The sequence below is a fragment of the Tenacibaculum sp. AWR4_210 genome, from assembly GCF_056160945.1.
The window spans coordinates 328647-345022 of the sequence record NZ_JBSWYF010000003.1 but is presented as its reverse complement, the minus strand read 5'-3'; the positions used below and the strand labels follow the sequence as shown (position 1 = coordinate 345022).

General features: G+C 39.3%; 16 protein-coding genes. 4 read left to right on the top strand and 12 right to left on the bottom strand.

The window, feature by feature from the left end:
• Window positions 1-8 precede the first annotated feature (8 nt).
• A complete protein-coding gene (locus ACXAG7_RS07535) occupies window positions 9-1127 on the top strand; it encodes an efflux RND transporter periplasmic adaptor subunit (RefSeq protein ID WP_408043214.1) in 1119 nt (372 codons plus the stop codon).
• 259 nt (window positions 1128-1386) lie between these two features.
• Here ACXAG7_RS07535 and ACXAG7_RS07530 read toward each other — a convergent pair whose 3' ends face one another.
• The gene (locus ACXAG7_RS07530; protein WP_476666488.1) at window positions 1387-1800 is read right to left on the bottom strand and encodes a DUF1573 domain-containing protein; all 414 of its coding nucleotides are present in this window, start codon (window positions 1798-1800) and stop codon (window positions 1387-1389) included.
• 173 nt (window positions 1801-1973) lie between these two features.
• Here ACXAG7_RS07530 and ACXAG7_RS07525 point away from each other — a divergent pair, with 173 nt between their 5' ends.
• Window positions 1974-4616, top strand: a complete 2643-nt coding sequence (locus tag ACXAG7_RS07525; RefSeq protein ID WP_476666487.1) for a valine--tRNA ligase — start codon at window positions 1974-1976, stop codon at window positions 4614-4616.
• 190 nt (window positions 4617-4806) lie between these two features.
• On the opposite strand, the gene folD is transcribed toward ACXAG7_RS07525, so the two are convergent.
• From folD to ACXAG7_RS07485, 8 genes are all read right to left on the bottom strand, one after another.
• Window positions 4807-5688 carry a bifunctional methylenetetrahydrofolate dehydrogenase/methenyltetrahydrofolate cyclohydrolase FolD gene (gene folD, locus ACXAG7_RS07520; protein ID WP_476666486.1) on the bottom strand — a complete coding sequence of 294 codons (882 nt, stop codon included), beginning with the start codon at window positions 5686-5688 and terminating at the stop codon, window positions 4807-4809.
• 79 nt (window positions 5689-5767) lie between these two features.
• Entirely contained in the window at window positions 5768-7096 is a 1329-nt protein-coding gene (gene ffh / locus ACXAG7_RS07515; protein WP_408043218.1) for a signal recognition particle protein, read from the bottom strand.
• Between the two features lie 76 nt (window positions 7097-7172).
• Window positions 7173-8846 (bottom strand): serine hydrolase domain-containing protein, encoded by a 1674-nt coding sequence (locus ACXAG7_RS07510; RefSeq protein WP_476666485.1) that lies wholly within the window; start codon window positions 8844-8846, stop codon window positions 7173-7175.
• A 42-nt stretch (window positions 8847-8888) separates the two neighbouring features.
• Complete coding sequence (locus tag ACXAG7_RS07505; protein ID WP_408043220.1) at window positions 8889-9716, bottom strand: helix-turn-helix transcriptional regulator; 828 nt, start codon at window positions 9714-9716, stop codon at window positions 8889-8891.
• A gap of 66 nt (window positions 9717-9782) precedes the next feature.
• Window positions 9783-10316: a GNAT family N-acetyltransferase gene (locus ACXAG7_RS07500; RefSeq protein ID WP_476666484.1), complete on the bottom strand. Its 534-nt coding sequence runs from the start codon at window positions 10314-10316 to the stop codon at window positions 9783-9785.
• Between the two features lie 17 nt (window positions 10317-10333).
• Window positions 10334-10888, bottom strand: a complete 555-nt coding sequence (locus tag ACXAG7_RS07495; protein ID WP_476666483.1) for a DUF1572 family protein — start codon at window positions 10886-10888, stop codon at window positions 10334-10336.
• A gap of 50 nt (window positions 10889-10938) precedes the next feature.
• Window positions 10939-11403, bottom strand: a complete 465-nt coding sequence (msrB, locus tag ACXAG7_RS07490) for a peptide-methionine (R)-S-oxide reductase MsrB (protein WP_408043223.1) — start codon at window positions 11401-11403, stop codon at window positions 10939-10941.
• Window positions 11400-12272, bottom strand: coding sequence for an alpha/beta hydrolase (locus ACXAG7_RS07485; RefSeq protein WP_408043224.1), 873 nt, complete (start codon window positions 12270-12272; stop codon window positions 11400-11402). The genes msrB and ACXAG7_RS07485 overlap by 4 nt, the downstream gene beginning before the upstream one ends.
• Window positions 12273-12388: 116 nt before the next feature.
• Between ACXAG7_RS07485 and ACXAG7_RS07480 the strand changes: the two genes are divergently transcribed.
• Window positions 12389-13195, top strand: coding sequence for a M48 family metallopeptidase (locus tag ACXAG7_RS07480; RefSeq protein WP_408043225.1), 807 nt, complete (start codon window positions 12389-12391; stop codon window positions 13193-13195).
• 62 nt (window positions 13196-13257) lie between these two features.
• Complete coding sequence (locus ACXAG7_RS07475; protein ID WP_476666482.1) at window positions 13258-14553, top strand: MFS transporter; 1296 nt, start codon at window positions 13258-13260, stop codon at window positions 14551-14553.
• A 49-nt stretch (window positions 14554-14602) separates the two neighbouring features.
• On the opposite strand, the gene ACXAG7_RS07470 is transcribed toward ACXAG7_RS07475, so the two are convergent.
• Genes ACXAG7_RS07470 through ACXAG7_RS07460 form a run of 3 tightly spaced genes read right to left on the bottom strand, consistent with a single transcriptional unit; the run spans window position 14603 to window position 16339 of the window.
• Window positions 14603-14980: a hypothetical protein gene (locus tag ACXAG7_RS07470; protein ID WP_476666481.1), complete on the bottom strand. Its 378-nt coding sequence runs from the start codon at window positions 14978-14980 to the stop codon at window positions 14603-14605.
• Window positions 14981-15018: 38 nt separating this feature from the next.
• Entirely contained in the window at window positions 15019-15648 is a 630-nt protein-coding gene (locus ACXAG7_RS07465; RefSeq protein ID WP_408043228.1) for a hypothetical protein, read from the bottom strand.
• 4 nt (window positions 15649-15652) lie between these two features.
• A complete protein-coding gene (locus ACXAG7_RS07460) occupies window positions 15653-16339 on the bottom strand; it encodes a DUF4919 domain-containing protein (protein ID WP_476666480.1) in 687 nt (228 codons plus the stop codon).
• Window positions 16340-16376: the final 37 nt, after the last annotated feature.

The window sequence follows — 16376 nt, the reverse complement described above, 5'->3', positions numbered from 1 at the left end:
TAAAAACAATGAAAAAAGTAATCATTTTTGGAGGTATAGGATTATTACTCATAGTAGTTCTACTTTGGTTTGGTAAAAAGAATAGCGCTTCTCCAATTAGTTATGACACGGAAAAAGCATTCAAAACATCTATTGTAAAGAAAAGTACTGCCACAGGAAAAGTAGTTCCTTTAGAAGAAGTGGAAATTAAACCACAAATTTCAGGAATCATCGATAAAATTTATTTAGAAGAAGGAGCCTTAGTTAAAGCTGGAGATCTCATTGCAACGGTTCGTGTGGTACCTAATATCCAATCGTTAAATGCGGCAAATGGTCAGGTTAAAAATGCGCAATTGGCCTTTGATAATGCGAAGGTTCAATTTGAAAGAAATAAGAAGCTTTTTGATAAAGGAGTGATCGCACGTCAAGCTTATGAGAATTCAGAATTGAGTTACAACAATGCCAAGCAAAGCTTGTACAATGCAAAATCGGATTTGGATATCATTAAGAGAGGTACTACTGCAGGTTTAGGAAAAACAGCAAATACCAATATCCGTGCTACGGCTACAGGAATGGTGGTAGAGATTCCTGTGAAAAAAGGATACCAAGTTATTCAGAGTAACAACTTTAATGCGGGGACGACGATTGCGAGAATTGCAGATATGACAAAGATGATTTTTGAAGGAAATGTAGATGAATCGGAAGTAGGGAAGTTAATTAAAGGAACCAATATCGATGTTGCCATTGGTGCAATTGAAGAAAAGAAGTTTCCAGCAGTATTGAATTTTATCGCTCCTAAAGGAACGGATAATGGAGGTGCTGTTCAATTTAAAATTAAAGCAGATGTATCATTAGACGATAAGTACTTTATCAGAGCAGGATACAGTGCCAATGCAGAAATTGTATTGGATAAAAGAGATAGCGTATTGTCGATAAAAGAATCGTTGTTACAATTTGACAGAAAAACAGAAAAGCCTTTTGTAGAGGTGCTAATTGGAGAGCAAGAATTCGAGAAGCGCAAAGTAAAACTTGGATTGTCTGACGGTGTCAATGTTGAGGTATTGGAAGGGGTAGGTCCGGAAGATGAAATCAAAATTTGGAACAAAGTCGACAAGCAAAAGTCTAGTAATGACGATGGAGAACTATAATTTTCATTACATGTATCAGAAACACCGAGTTGTACTCGGTGTTTTTTTTGTGATTAATTTAACATTTGTGATTGCCAATCCTTAGCGGTAAAGAAAGCTTTTTTACGGAATTTCATACCTATTTAGGATGTACGGTAACAAAAAAAACATTGAGGAAAGAGGAGTGGGATAAGAGAAACTACGACACGAGGTATTCTAAACTAAAAAAACCTGCAGCTAGGGCTGCAGGTTTTTTTATGTTGTAATTAGTGTTTTTCTCTTAGTTAGTACCACCAGTTGACATCATGCTTTTCTCTTTCGATGGAGTTGCATTTTGGTCGATAAATCCTTTGATTTTAACTACTTTTCTCGCAGATTTAGCATTAGAGATGATCGTGATTGATTTAGAGAATCCTCCAGGTCTCTTAGTATCGTAAGAAACTTCAATCTGTCCTTTTTGACCTGGCATAATTGGCTTTTCAGGTTTTTTAGGTACAGTACATCCACAAGTAGATCTTACATCTTTAATAATAAGTGGAGCATCACCAACATTGGTAAACTCAAATACGCGCTTACCTTCTGAACCTACTGCTACTTTTCCGTAGTCAATAACTTCCTTCTCAAACTTAAATTCTTGCGCACTTACTGTTAAGGTGACTAAGAAAATAGCTACTAATGATAAAATTGTTTTCATAATGTTAATTTTAATTAGGGGGTTATTATTATAACCGTTACACAAATTTATAATTATTTTTTGGATTAAAAAATGACAACTATTTTTCTGTACCTCATAGATAGTTGTATTTTTGCTAATCAGATTTCAAAAATAATGCCAAAAAATATTTTGGACTTAATATAGTTAATTACATGAAAATTCCATCAAAATACAACGCACAAGAAGTAGAAGGGAAATGGTACGATTACTGGATGAAACACAATTATTTTCATTCGGAAGTAGATGAAAGAGAGCCTTATACGATTGTAATTCCACCACCAAACGTTACGGGAGTTTTACATATGGGGCACATGTTGAATAATACCATTCAAGATGTTTTAATTAGAAGAGCGCGATTACAAGGTAAAAATGCTTGTTGGGTACCAGGTACCGATCACGCCTCTATTGCCACTGAAGCGAAGGTGGTCGCAAAGTTAAAAGAACAAGGAATTGAGAAAAGTGATTTAACACGTGAGGAGTTCTTAAAGCACGCTTGGCAATGGAAAGAGGAGTACGGAGGAATAATCTTAGAGCAATTAAAGAAGTTAGGAGCGTCTTGTGATTGGGAACGTACTGCATTTACGATGGATCCTGCGTTGTCAGAATCTGTAATCAAAGTATTTGTAGACCTGTATAACAAAGGGATGATTTACCGAGGATACCGCATGGTTAACTGGGATCCTGAGGCAAAAACTACCTTGTCTGATGAAGAGGTACATTACGAAGAGCGCCAAGGGAACTTGTACTATTTACAATACAACATCGTTGATTCTGACGAGAAAGTGATTATTGCAACTACGCGTCCGGAAACCATTTTGGGGGATACTGCTATTTGTATCAATCCAAATGATGATCGTTATACCCACCTCAAAGGGAAAAAAGCAATCGTTCCATTGTGTGGTAGAGAAATTCCGATTATTGAAGATGAATACGTAGATGTAGAGTTCGGAACAGGATGTTTAAAAGTTACTCCAGCTCATGACGAGAATGATAAGGTGTTAGGTGATAAGCACCAGCTTGAGGTAATCGATATTTTCAATGAAGATGCCAGTCTAAATTCATTTGGTTTGCATTACGAAGGGAAAGATCGTTTCGTAGTTCGCAAGGAGATTGCCAAAGAGTTGGAAGAAAAAGGCTTCTTGTTGAAAACAGAACAGCACACCCACAAGGTAGGAACTTCTGAAAGAACCAAAGCAGTTATTGAACCTAGACTTTCGGATCAGTGGTTTTTGAAAATGGAAGAGTTGGTTAAGCCAGCATTGGAAGCTGTATTAGGAGAAGAGCGAGAAGTAAAGCTTTTCCCGAAAAAGTTTGAAAATACCTATCGTCACTGGATGGAAAATATTCGTGATTGGAATATTTCACGTCAACTTTGGTGGGGTCAACAAATTCCTGCTTACTATTTCGGAGATGGTAAGGACGACTTTGTAGTCGCTGAAAATAGCGCAGATGCATTGACCTTGGCCATTGAGAAAACAGGGAATGCCAACTTAACAGAAGCTGACTTAACCCAGGATCCTGATGCTTTGGATACGTGGTTCTCATCGTGGTTATGGCCAATGAGTGTGTTTGACGGAATTAGAAATCCTGAAAATGAAGAAATAAAATATTACTATCCTACCAATGACTTGGTTACCGGACCAGACATCTTGTTCTTCTGGGTGGCCCGTATGATTATTGCAGGATATGAGTACAAAGACCAACGTCCATTTGAAAATGTGTATTTGACAGGATTAGTGCGTGACAAGCAACGTCGTAAAATGTCAAAGTCACTCGGAAATTCGCCAGACGCTTTGAAATTGATTGAAGATTACGGTGCCGATGGTGTACGTGTAGGATTGTTGTTGAGTTCGGCAGCAGGAAATGATTTGTTGTTTGACGAAGGATTGTGCCAACAAGGAAAAGGATTGGGGAATAAAGTGTGGAGTGCATTTTATTTAACCAACTTATGGGAAGTTTCAGAAGCGGTGGCACAACCAGCATCGAGTAAAATCGCTATTGAGTGGTACAAAGCGAAGTTTCAACAAACCCTAGCGGAAATCGAAGATCACTACAGTAAGTATCGTTTAAGTGATGTGATCATGGCTATTTACAAGTTGATTTACGACGATTTCTGTGGATGGTTGTTAGAAATTGTAAAGCCTGCGTATCAACAACCGATTGATGCCGTTACTTATAGAGAAGTAATGCAATTGTTTGAAGATAACTTGAAGATATTACATCCTTTTATGCCGTTTATTACTGAGGAAATTTGGCAAACGATTGCAGAGCGTTCTCCAGAAGAAGCTTTAATTATTGCAAAGTATCCTAAAATGACTGCAACTGAAGAAAAGTTGATTGCTGAATTTGATTTCGCTGCCGATGTAGTGTCTGGAATTCGTACCATTCGTAAGGATAAAAATATTGCTTTTAAAGACAGTATTGACTTATGTGTGCTTAACAATGAGCAAGCAACGACAAATTTTGATGAGGTAATTAAGAAGCTGACCAATGTAGAGAACTTGAGTTATACCGATTCAAAAGTTGATGGAGCTATGAGTTTCCGTGTGAAGTCTAATGAATATTTTGTGCCAATTTCAGCAGACAGTATCAATGTAGAAGAGGAGATCGAAAAGTTATCGGAAGAGTTGAAATACACGGAAGGTTTCTTGAAATCAGTTCAGAAGAAGTTAGCTAATGAGCGCTTTGTTAACAATGCTCCTGAGCAAGTAGTAGCTATGGAGAAAAAGAAGGAGGCAGATGCGTTGGCAAAGATCGAAACGATTAAGAACAGTTTAGCGAGTTTAAACGCTTAAATCTGACAGAATCATATACAATAAAGAAGACCGTTTTTTACGGTCTTTTTTTATGGATTGATGTCAAGGGGCGGAACGGGTGTGTACTCTAGATCGAGATGCATGAAGTACCTCAGGTCCCTGAATGGAATAATACTAAAAAAGACTGCTTTTAAGGCAGTCTTTTTTGATATATGGTAATTGGTGTTACTTAGTGTTCATTTTGGCGGTAATAGGCCAATAAGGTGTTTTTTAATAGCATTGCAATGGTCATAGGTCCTACACCTCCAGGCACGGGAGTAATATGCGAGGCTTTGTCTTTAACTTCGTCAAAAGCAACATCACCTACCAAACGGAAACCGCGTTTCTTTGAAGCATCTGCAACGCGTGTAATTCCTACGTCAATAATCACTACATCATCTTTGACCATAGCACCCTTTAAAAACTCAGGAATTCCAAGTGCTGCGACAATAATATCTGCTTTTTTGGTGATTTCTGCTAAATTTTTCGTGCGACTGTGGGTCAAAGTAACAGTAGCGTTACCAACGGTTCTCTTTTGAGCCAATAAAATACTCATAGGGCTTCCTACAATATGACTACGTCCTATAACCACTACGTTTTTACCTGAAGTTTCAATCTGGTAGCGCTCGAGTAATTCTAAAATACCATAAGGCGTAGCAGAGATAAAGGTAGGTAAGTTCAAGGCTAATTTTCCAACATTCATCGGATGGAACCCATCAACGTCCTTCTCAGGAGCAATAGCCATTAGTATTTTTTGTTCATCGATATGGTCGGGAAGTGGAAGCTGTACGATAAACCCGTTAATGTCTTTATCGACATTGAGTACCGCGATTTCGTTGAGCAATTCCTCTTCTGTCGTAGTCTCTGGTAAACGGATGAGCGTCGATTCAAATCCAACGCGCTCACAGGCTTTTACCTTAGCGTTTACATAGGTTAAACTCGCTCCGTCATTACCGACTATGATAGCCGCGAGATGTGGGGATTTTTTTTCCTGTTGTTTTAAGGAAGCTACTTCTAGAGCAATTTCTTCTTTGATATCCGCAGAAGTTTTTTTACCGTCAAGTAAGATCATGTGTTTAGGTGTTGTGTTGTTGTGATTGTGTGTTGTGTAAAAGTAAAAAGAGAAGACGAATCTTCTCTTTTTGTATTTTTTAGCGCATACCGCGCATCATTTGCATCATTTTTCTTCCGCCTCCACCTTGCATCATTTTCATCATTTTGCTCATCTGGTCAAACTGCTTCATAAGTTGGTTTACTTCTTGAACCGTAGTTCCTGACCCCTTTGCAATACGCCTTTTTCTACTGGCATTAATCATGGATGGTGTGCTTCGCTCCGATGGTGTCATTGAAAAGATAATCGCCTCAATTCCTTTAAAAGCATCATCGTCAATATCGATGTCTTTTAACGCTTTTCCAGCACCTGGAATCATTCCGATAAGGTCTTTCATGCTACCCATCTTTTTGATTTGCTGAATTTGATTTAAAAAGTCGTCAAATCCAAACTGATTCTTTGCAATTTTCTTCTGAAGCTTGCGGGCTTCTTTTTCGTCGTATTGTTCTTGTGCACGTTCTACTAACGAGATAACGTCTCCCATTCCTAAAATACGATCGGCCATACGATCAGGGTGGAAAACATCAATGGCGTCCATTTTTTCTCCAGTTCCGATGAATTTAATCGGTTTGTCAACAACAGACTTGATCGATAGTGCAGCTCCACCACGTGTATCACCATCTAACTTGGTCAATACAACTCCGTCGAAGTTCAAGACATCGTTAAAGGCTTTTGCGGTGTTTACAGCATCTTGCCCTGTCATGGAGTCTACGACGAAAAGCGTTTCTTGTGGAGTAACGGCTTTGTGGATGTTAGAAATTTCTGTCATCATCTCCTCGTCGACAGCTAAACGTCCCGCGGTATCGATGATTACTACATTTTTTCCATTAGCTTTTGCGTGTTTGATCGCGTTTAATGAAATCTCTACAGGGTTTTGGTTGCCTTCCTCAGCGTAAACTTCCACACCGATTTGCTCACCAACCACGCGCAACTGATTGATTGCCGCAGGTCTGTAAACGTCACATCCTACTAATAAAACCTGTTTGGTTTTTTTAGTTTTTAAATAGTTCGCTAGTTTTCCCGAAAAAGTAGTTTTACCTGACCCTTGTAAACCAGACATTAAAATAACAGATGGTGCTCCTGAAAGTGTAATTCCAACAGTATCTCCTCCCATTAATTGCGTAAGCTCATCTTTCACGAGCTTAACCATTAACTGCCCTGGATTTAAGGTTGTCAATACGTCTTGACCTATTGCCTTTTCTTTTACGCGCTTGGTAAATTCCTTGGCAATCTTAAAGTTAACATCGGCATCGAGTAATGCACGTCGAACTTCTTTTAAGGTTTCAGCTACATTAACTTCGGTAATTTTTCCATGACCTTTAAGCGTGTGAAAGGCCTTATCTAATTTTTCGCTTAAATTATTAAACATGTATCGACTTCATTTTTAGAGGCACAAATATACTATTTACTAGGCAGAATTTAACCTATGTGGACAGAAAAAATTATCATTCTAGCAAAGCGGGTAGAAGATACTTTTGAAACAGGGTTTCAGGAAGTTTGGTTTGACTGCTGTTGTAGTTGCCTGCAGTGATTACACAAACGGCTTTTAATTTGGGAATGATGATAATGTATTGACCTCCATTGCCACGGGCTTCTATCGTAGTAATTGATTTATCGGCATGACGGTACTTCTGTGTCCACCACAGATATCCATAGGCATTTTTTGAGACTGTATTTTCTAGTCGAACGGAGGCTTGAGTGGCTTCTTGAATCCATTTTTTAGAAACCACCTGTTCTTGGTTAAATTGTCCGTTTTGAAGTACCAGCTGCCCAAAGCGCAACATGTGTTGAGAACTGAGTAGCATCCCACCTCCGAGATATACCTTTCCATCCCTATCTTTTTGAATTGCGTACTGGTTAATCTTTAGGGGAGCAAACAAATATCGGTCTATAAACAAAGGTAATGGAAGTTTGTTGTTGTGCTCTAAAGGATATTTCAAGAGGTACGGATTGGCCGTTCCGTAGTTTGCCTTGGTTCCCGGAGCAGAGCGCATTGGAGCGTCTAGAATAGTTTGCGTCCAATTGGGGGTGTTTTGATAGACTTGTTCAGAGGCCTTTGACGGAGTGGACGTTCCGAAATCGATGGCGTCCATACCGGAGCTCATCGTTAGTAAGTGTTTGAGTGTAATTTGTTTTTGCTGTACGCTGAGGTTCTGTTGGTAAGAGGTAGGAAGGTAGTGTGCTAATGGCTGGTTAACAGAGGCCAATTCCTTACGATCCAGAGCGATGCCAATCAAGGTTGAGCTAATACTTTTTGAGGCAGAACGTTGATCGTGTAGCGCTGTTGCATTAAACCCATTAAAATAGTGCTCATAGCCTATTTTCCCTTCCTTCATAAGAAGTATACTGTGGATTTTAGGATAGCTTCCAGCAATGATTTTTTGCTCCATTTCTCTAAGTGATGGATGATGAATGGGGTTGGGTAAATCCTCGTTTTTGTCGGTGAGTTTGGAGTCTGATAGGTCCCATTCAGTGGTACTGCGACGGAGTAATACACTTGCGAAAACGGTGTCGAAAAGTTTGAACTTAAGGAGTATTGCTTTCTCTTTTAAATCAGCTTCGAACTGTAAGCCGGTGCGGAAATCTTGGAAATTTATAGTGCTTGCTCGCTGCTTGGCACCAAAACACCAAGTTCCTGGAAATCGACGTTCCCCAAAAAAAGGATAGGCATCAAAGGAGGAGGCACTGACATTCTCAATACTTAAAAATACCTTTTTATTGAGAAGCCTTCGAACTTGAAAGAGATCCCAACGGCTTTGAAAGTGCGTCTCATCAATTTGGGTAAATGATAGCTGATAAAAGTAAATACCACTGCTAATAAAACCGCGTAATTGGTTGGTGTTCGCAGTATCCAGTAGGAGGTATTGCTCGTTGCCTATGGGGTATTTGTCAGGAGTGGAGGTTGAACTTTCAATGCGTTGGGTATAACGGATATGGTGCGCGTTAATGGTAAAATTGTACACGCGATCACTGATTTTTTCAAGGTCGATGGTAAAGTTGAGAGGTTGGGCATTGTCAAATTCACCTTCCCATTGACCTCGGTACGAATTCATGCTGTGTTGTTGTGCTATAAGTGTGTGAAAACTCACTAATAAACAAAGAAGTAAAATGTTTTTCATTGGTAATGTATTTAGATGTCAAAGTTGGAGTATCCTGAGCAGTTAAAATTGTACCTGCTTAACACTGTGAAGAAGTTTTACCAATTGTTTTGGAGTGAGGGTATGATGTTTTTGAATAGTTTTTATAAAATGACTCTGGTCAAAAAATCCACAGGTATGACTGATGTTTGTTAGGTTGTATTCAGGATTACTCATAAGGGTAAAGGCTTGGTTAATGCGCAAGGTGCGGAGGTAATCGGTGAAACTTTGACCAAAGTATTTCGGAAATGCCCTTGAAATATGTACGGGATGCACACCGAGGATATTGCTAATATAGCTCAGGTCAAGCTGAGCTGTTGGATCGCTGTGAAGAAGGTCTTTGAGTTGTGCAACCCAGTTTGGCGCTGGCTTCCGTTGAGTGCCAACAGGCGAATTGGAGTGGCATAATGCGTTGATAAGTGCACTTTCAACAATGAGTTTAGTATCTGAAGTGTTGCGTTTTGTAGCGAGAAATAGTTGCTGGATCTCTCGGATAATTGCAGGATGGTCGAGCTGATGACTCCCTTCCAAATGCCAGAGGTTCAATTCGTATTTATCGAGCCATTCCGTATTGATTTCTATGTGAAAGCCTCGGGTATATTCAGGGGGTTTTTTGTTGTAATGCGCATCCTGCCAATAGTGGAATACCAAATTTCCTGGCTGTAAATAGTACGCTTCTTTCTTGTTTTCCTCATAGAGTTTTCCTCGGAGTAAAAAAGTAAAATAAGGGTGTTCGTGTCGATGCCAATCTACCCGTTCATGCGTGTAAACGGTATCGGTTATTTTGAGTTGCTCAAATTGATTTTCCGAATAGTGAGATCCAAAAAAATATCCTGAAGGTAGTGTGCGCATAAACTCGAACTTAAGATTAGGTTTCTAAGTGCAAGACGACCCACAGGAAGTTTTGTAACGTGAGTCTTAGGCCTGTATTGCAAAGAGGCTACAGGTTTCAAGTTCAGGATATGCAGTGAGCAAGGGATGTTTAAAATCTTTGACTTTGACCATCCCAATTTTTTTCATTACCGCTAGAGAAGGGAGGTTCACGGTCGGAGCCACCGAAACAATTTCTTTTAAGTAGAGCTCTTTAAAACCGTAATTTAGGCATGCCTTTGCACCTTCGGTGGCGTATCCTTTACCCCAATAGTTAGGGAGTAAACGCCATCCAATATCTGTCGAAGGATTAAAGTCGATGTCGTAGGTTTGTAGCGAGAGTCCAATAAAACCAATAAATTCCTCGGTAGCTAATTCTTCTACAGCAAAATAACAGTACCCGTGTTGTAGGTAGTGCATTTTCATGCGTTCTATAAATTCTCGACATTGAATAGCTGTTTGAATAGTAGGGAAGTAACGCATCACTTCCTGATGGGTATTCATTTCTAGGAGCTTGGGGAAATCACTAGTTTTCCAAGTTCTAAAGCCTAGTCGTTCGCTGGTAAATTCATAAGATTGCATTGCACAAAAGTAACGGATTACAGGTCGTCAGTAAAGTGCTTTCTACTTTTTTCTTTTTGAAACTTTTCGCGGTTGTACGTCTCAGAAGCGTTTTTAGCTATGGAAAGTGATTGCCACTCATCGTCTAGTAAAAGTTTGGCAATAAAAACCATTTGACCAATGTGATATGGATAATGACTCAATTGTCTGTTAATAGCTTCAACTACGGTATGACCGTGATTTCTGATATAGATAATGCGTTCTAAATCTTCCGTTTCTAAATGCTCAAGAGTATGGATAAAACAATGCCAACCGCGTTCCCAATAGGCGAGCATTTCTTCTTTGTCAGCAAAGGTGTTTACGAATTCATCATCTCTATTTCTGTCAGGCTTTTCTCCGTCTTCTGTAAAAATCCGGGTCCATCGTGAACACATATTACCAGCGAGGTGCTTTACAAGTACAGCAATCGAGTTACTGTTCGAATTGACCGTGTAGAAAAGTTGGGCGGTCGTTAATCTTTCGAGCGTTTTATCGCCCAACGATTTGTAGTAGTTGGCTTGTTTAAGCGCGCTGTTAAGATAGGATTTGGACATAAAAAAAGAGCTGATTGGTTATCAGCTCTAAAATACTAAAAATAAATAGTTTATTTTCTGGGTATGAATTTTAAGGCAACTCCATTAATACAATGGCGCTTTCCGGTGGTTTCTCTCGGACCATCAGAAAAAGAATGTCCTAAATGCCCATCGCAGGTAGCACATTTTAATTCTGTACGTGCATAACCAATTTTGTAATCGACGTCAAAACTTACGTTTCCTTTGATTTCTCGGTCAAAAGAAGGCCAGCCAGAACGCGAGTCGTACTTGTGCTCTGATTTGTACAAGGGAGTTTTACATGCAGCACAGACGTAAATCCCTTTTTTGTAGTTTTTGTTTAACGGGCTAGAAAAGCGCGCTTCTGTTCCTGCTTTTCTCAAAATTCGAAACTGTTCAGGACTTAGGAGTTGTTTCCACTCTCGTTCCGTTTTGTTAATTTTTTTTCTCTTGGTTTGCGCTGTGGTCGCTGTGCTTATAGCGAACAGCAATACCAGGCAGTACATTAATTTTTTCATACGTCACTTACAATAAAGTCAATAATCTTTCTGGAAACTTCAGGTGACCTCAAAATCTTGGTATGACCAAGACCATTGGTAATGTAAAGTTCTCCGTTCTTTAAGTTTTGACGTATATTCAATGCACAACTTACATCGACATCACCATCACAACTGTCGTGAATGACAAGGGTAGGGATGTCAATGCTCTTAGCCATCTCACTAGCAGCGTGTTCATCGATGTTTTTATTCCATTGTTTATCAAAGGCTTGTTTGATTTTTTTACCAATTACGGGTTTTATATCTAGGCTTGCTGCGAAATTTAAAAGGACGTCTTCTATTTTATCAGCCGCCCCAATGGTAATTAATTTTTGTACCTCAAAACCTTCATTGACTGCATTGTATAGGCAGAGCCCTCCAAAAGAATGCCCAATGGCTATATCAAAAGGACCGTATTGAGCGTTCACCTCTTGAATGGTCGCGACAAATTCGGGTAGTGAAGTGGTTTTACCAGTCGATTTCCCATGTGCTGGGCCGTCGAAGGCAATCATCATATAGCCTTTTTCCAACAACTTGTCAGCGGTTAAGAACAGTTGGGTGCCACGACCTGCCCATCCGTGTACAAAAAGAACTTTCTTTTTAGAGTACCCATACGATATCAAGTCAATTTCCTTGTCGATAGCAGGAATTTGTAATCGCTTCTTTTGCGCACTTTTGTAGAGTGCTTTTTCCCGTTTAGGAATCGGGAAATTTACAGGAGTGATAAAGAGTTTGGTAGCGAATTTCGTTGCCAGTGATTTGGAAAAAAACTGCAGTACTTGTGCGCTAATTTTTATAAATGTTGGAATGAGTATACTTTTTGGGTTTTTTCGTTCGTTAATAAAGTCCATTCAAATAGATTTAATGCTAAAATAGGATTTGTAAATTTATAAACTTAATTTTGGTATTAGGTGTGACGCAAGTCTAAATTTTGTGTCAGATGAATATAACCCAAACAATATACAGCATGAAAAAATTAATTGCTTTCGCATGTGCCAGTGCTTTTTTGGTTCAGTGTAGCACGGTGCCAATTACCGGAAGAAAACGATTAAATATGGTGAGCGATTCGAAGGTCTTACCTGCGAGTTTTGCACAGTACAAAGGATTTCTGGAGAAAAACAAATTATCAAAAGACAAGGCTAAAACAAACCAGATTAAACGTGTAGGAAAGCGAATTTCTGCTGCAGTTGACCGTTTTATGCGTGCCAATGGAATGGTTGCTGAAGCAAATTCTTATAAGTGGGAGTTTAATCTAGTAGATGATAAAACCGTAAATGCTTGGTGTTTGCCAGGTGGTAAGGTGGTGTTTTATACTGGAATTATGCCTATTTGTGCAAATGAAGATGGAGTAGCGGCAGTAATGGGACACGAAGTAGCACATGCCTTTGCCAAACACGGACAAGAACGTATGTCAAACGCCATGATTCAGCAAGGACTTGCTGTTGGAGTTGCCTACGGTACCCGTAATAATAAAAATTCACAACTTTGGAACATGGCCTACGGTATTGGTTCACAGGTAGGGATGCTAAAGTTTAGTCGTAATCACGAAACAGAAGCCGATAAACTCGGATTGGTGTTTATGCTCATGGCCGGATATAAGGGCGAAGAAGCCGCTGAGGTTTGGGTTCGTATGAGCAAAAGAGGTGGTAAAGGAGGTACACCTGAGTTTTTAAGTACCCACCCTTCTAATGAAACGAGAATTAAAACACTGCGTGCATTTTTACCCGAAGCACGACAGTTAGCGGCGAAATACAATGTCCCAGCTAAAAAATAAAATAACTAGTATTTTATACTATATTGCAAGCCGTTCGTCAATTCGAACGGTTTTTTTAGTTTATGTATAAAATTGGAAGCAAAAAATTAATCAACGGATGGGCGTTTTACGATTGGGCCAATTCGGTATATTCACTAGTGATCAGCACGGCAGTTTTTCCGCTGTATTACGACGCAGTAACAGATAAGAGCGTCGTACAGTTCTTGGGTATTGATTGGGAACATCCCGATAGCTTATACAGCTATTCACTTTCCTTCTCTTTTTTGGTTGTAGCCTTGATGTCTCCAGTATTGTCGGGAATTGCAGATTACACGGGAAGCAAGAAAAAATTCATGAAGTTTTTTTGCTGGATGGGATCGTTGTCCGTGATGAGTTTGTACTTTTTTGATGGATTAGATACCGTTTGGGTAGGAATTGTATTCACCATATTGGCAAGTATTGGATTTTGGTCCAGTTTGGTGTTTTACAATGCTTTTTTACCCGAAGTAGCACACCCAGAACAACAGGATAGGGCCAGTGCACGTGGATTTATCTACGGTTATATAGGATCCGTAATTTTGTTGATTATCAATTTGGTAATGATACAGTTTCCCGACGTTTTTGGGATAACCACGGGGATGGCCTCACGAATTTCATTCGTAATGGTCGGTCTTTGGTGGCTGGGCTTTGCTCAGATTACTTTCAAGCGATTACCCGATGATATTTACAATAGAAAGCCCGATGCTGATTATATCTGGAAGGGATATATAGAATTGCGTAAAGTATTGAAAGAACTTGCAGGATATCCATCCTTATCTAAGTTTTTATTGTCTTTCTTTTTCTTGAGCGTAGGGGTACAAACGATTATTTTGATGGCTGCCATTTTTGGTTCATCGGAGTTAGGATTGGGAAAAATGAATCTGATTGTCACCATACTGTTGGTACAAATTGTGGCCATTGTTGGTGCTTTTATATTTTCGAGATTGTCAGAGCGATACGGTAATATTTCTGCGTTAAAAATTACCTTAGGTATTTGGACTTTGGTGTGTTTTTGTGCCTTTTTATTAGATAAAAGTCAAGAAAATGTCGCTGTATATTTTTATGGATTGGGAGGTTTACTCGGTTTGGTACAAGGTGCTATTCAGTCGTTAACACGTTCAACTTATTCTAAGTTATTACCGGAAACAGAAGACCATGCTACCTATTTTAGTTTTTACGATGTAACAGAAAAGATAGCCATTGTACTAGGAACCTTCGTTTATGGATTTTTGTATTCTAAAACGGATTCTATGCAGTGGTCAGTATTGTGTTTGGCATTGTTTTTCTTAGCTTCATTTATAGTTTTGAGTACTTTGAAGAAAACGAAATACGTGCAGTAATACTTTTTAGATACAACTTCAATAAGCCCCGGTAATAGCCAGGGCTTTTTTAATGGATTTTACTCAGCACGTGCCAAGTATTTTTATCTGTATTGTGGAGTGTTAGACTGTCGGGATGCTCACGGAGTACTTTGAAATAGCGTTGTTCCGATACAAAACTGAGTCGACAGGAGCCATTTTCACCAATGGCCACAGGTTTTAGCAGATCTAGATTTACAGTTTCACCATCTAGTACTTCAAAACGCAGTACTTCCTTATCGTTTTGAAAACGGTAATACGTCTGAAAATTCTGGTATATAAAATGACTTTTACTAAGGGGTACTTGTCGATATATATACGACGTATTAGCCAGCGTATCTTTATGTGCAATCCGCTTTATGCGATAACTTCGCACAATTTTATAATCGTGAGGTCCGTTACTTAACATCAAGTTCTTTTGGCCGCAGCAAGCGACGAATAGCTGTGTCAGTATGAAGGTGATGAGGATAGTTTTGAAGCGCATTTTCTAGCAAAGAGTTTTATGAGATTATTTTCAGCAGTACCCGCGGTATAGCTGTCGTTTTTACGATAATTGGTGGTGTCGTTAAAAAGTGCCTCCATCATTAAAGAACTTCCTGAATGAGTTTGCGTGTGTAGGTAGGCTTTTACCGGTTGGTTTTGCCCAGTTTTTACATCGTGTATATAGCCCGAAAGTAACAGCTCAACAGCTAACTCAGTGGTTGTTTCATGGTTAGAATCAGTACCCTCAAAGGTAGCTTCGCTGAGTATTAGCTCGCTTATATAAATGGTGTGTTGAGGTTTTCCAGTTTCAGATGGAATGATATTTACATCTTTCAACGCATTCATGAGTTTACTCGGGAAGGCTTTAATAAAGCTACTATCCACTTTTTGGAGAAACTCTCCCTGTTCTCGATCGATATGGATATTTATTTTGGGTTCGTATATCAAAGAGATTAGTACAGGTTTTTCTAACTTTCTATGGGTGTTGGTTAAGTCATTATTAAAACGTCGCATGCTTACCTGTGATTCGAAAAAGAGACGGCAAGAACTCAGTGATAATAGAAGACAGCCTAGGATGACTCGTTTTTTTATCATGAGCTTAATCCTTTTTGAACATGGCTCTCAAATGATCTAAGCAAGGAGCGATGTTGAAATAGAGCCCCGTAATCCCTTCGTCGTTTTCGGCTAGTTGTAAATAATCGCAGGGACGAGTAAGTCTTTGTAAACCTCCGAAGTCATAGCCCAGAGCGGATAGGAGCGCGTATTCATGTGCCGTAAAGATTACGTAATAAGCAGTTTCTTTAGATTTCCCGTCTCCTGTACTAACGATGGCATCGAAAATAATGTGCATTTGCGCTCGCCTTTTGTTTAAAGTCTGTGTTTTACCGAGTACGTCTAGCAAATTCATCTGGTAGGTGATTGCCCGTAAGTCAAATGGATTCTCTTGGAGCATAGCGTCGGTGTATTTGAGGATTTTGTTTTGTAGAGGTATCAATTCTTTGATAGTTTTCACTGCTTGTCGAAGACTGTCCCCGTATTCAGAACGGTGGTAAGGTCGATAATGGGTTTGATGAATAAATCCGTAATACAAATGTCTTTTTTGTTGCAAGGTCATACTGCTGTCTCCCTGGTGAAAGCGCTCCATGAGTCTTTTATAGAATAGGGGAGTGTTTGGTTGTTGAATTGCTTTGCGAATACCGTTATAGTCGGGTTTGGTAAAGCCTTGTTCTTGAGCCATTGAGATGTTGCTGCTCATGAGTACTAAAAGCAGTAGTAGTTTTTTCATAGTGTTATTTTTTTTATTGTCAAATAGGCATCAAATA

Excerpts from the sequence above, each read along its gene's own strand:
- ACXAG7_RS07535 (WP_408043214.1), top strand. The coding sequence starts at position 9 with ATGAAAAAAGTAATCATTTTTGGAGGTATAGGATTATTACTCATAGTA.
- ACXAG7_RS07530 (WP_476666488.1), bottom strand. The coding sequence starts at position 1,800 with ATGAAAACAATTTTATCATTAGTAGCTATTTTCTTAGTCACCTTAACA.
- ACXAG7_RS07525 (WP_476666487.1), top strand. The coding sequence starts at position 1,974 with ATGAAAATTCCATCAAAATACAACGCACAAGAAGTAGAAGGGAAATGG.
- folD (WP_476666486.1), bottom strand. The coding sequence starts at position 5,688 with ATGATCTTACTTGACGGTAAAAAAACTTCTGCGGATATCAAAGAAGAA.
- ffh (WP_408043218.1), bottom strand. The coding sequence starts at position 7,096 with ATGTTTAATAATTTAAGCGAAAAATTAGATAAGGCCTTTCACACGCTT.
- ACXAG7_RS07510 (WP_476666485.1), bottom strand. The coding sequence starts at position 8,846 with ATGAAAAACATTTTACTTCTTTGTTTATTAGTGAGTTTTCACACACTT.
- ACXAG7_RS07505 (WP_408043220.1), bottom strand. The coding sequence starts at position 9,716 with ATGCGCACACTACCTTCAGGATATTTTTTTGGATCTCACTATTCGGAA.
- ACXAG7_RS07500 (WP_476666484.1), bottom strand. The coding sequence starts at position 10,316 with ATGCAATCTTATGAATTTACCAGCGAACGACTAGGCTTTAGAACTTGG.
- ACXAG7_RS07495 (WP_476666483.1), bottom strand. The coding sequence starts at position 10,888 with ATGTCCAAATCCTATCTTAACAGCGCGCTTAAACAAGCCAACTACTAC.
- msrB (WP_408043223.1), bottom strand. The coding sequence starts at position 11,403 with ATGAAAAAATTAATGTACTGCCTGGTATTGCTGTTCGCTATAAGCACA.
- ACXAG7_RS07485 (WP_408043224.1), bottom strand. The coding sequence starts at position 12,272 with ATGGACTTTATTAACGAACGAAAAAACCCAAAAAGTATACTCATTCCA.
- ACXAG7_RS07480 (WP_408043225.1), top strand. The coding sequence starts at position 12,389 with ATGAAAAAATTAATTGCTTTCGCATGTGCCAGTGCTTTTTTGGTTCAG.
- ACXAG7_RS07475 (WP_476666482.1), top strand. The coding sequence starts at position 13,258 with ATGTATAAAATTGGAAGCAAAAAATTAATCAACGGATGGGCGTTTTAC.
- ACXAG7_RS07470 (WP_476666481.1), bottom strand. The coding sequence starts at position 14,980 with ATGTTAAGTAACGGACCTCACGATTATAAAATTGTGCGAAGTTATCGC.
- ACXAG7_RS07465 (WP_408043228.1), bottom strand. The coding sequence starts at position 15,648 with ATGATAAAAAAACGAGTCATCCTAGGCTGTCTTCTATTATCACTGAGT.
- ACXAG7_RS07460 (WP_476666480.1), bottom strand. The coding sequence starts at position 16,339 with ATGAAAAAACTACTACTGCTTTTAGTACTCATGAGCAGCAACATCTCA.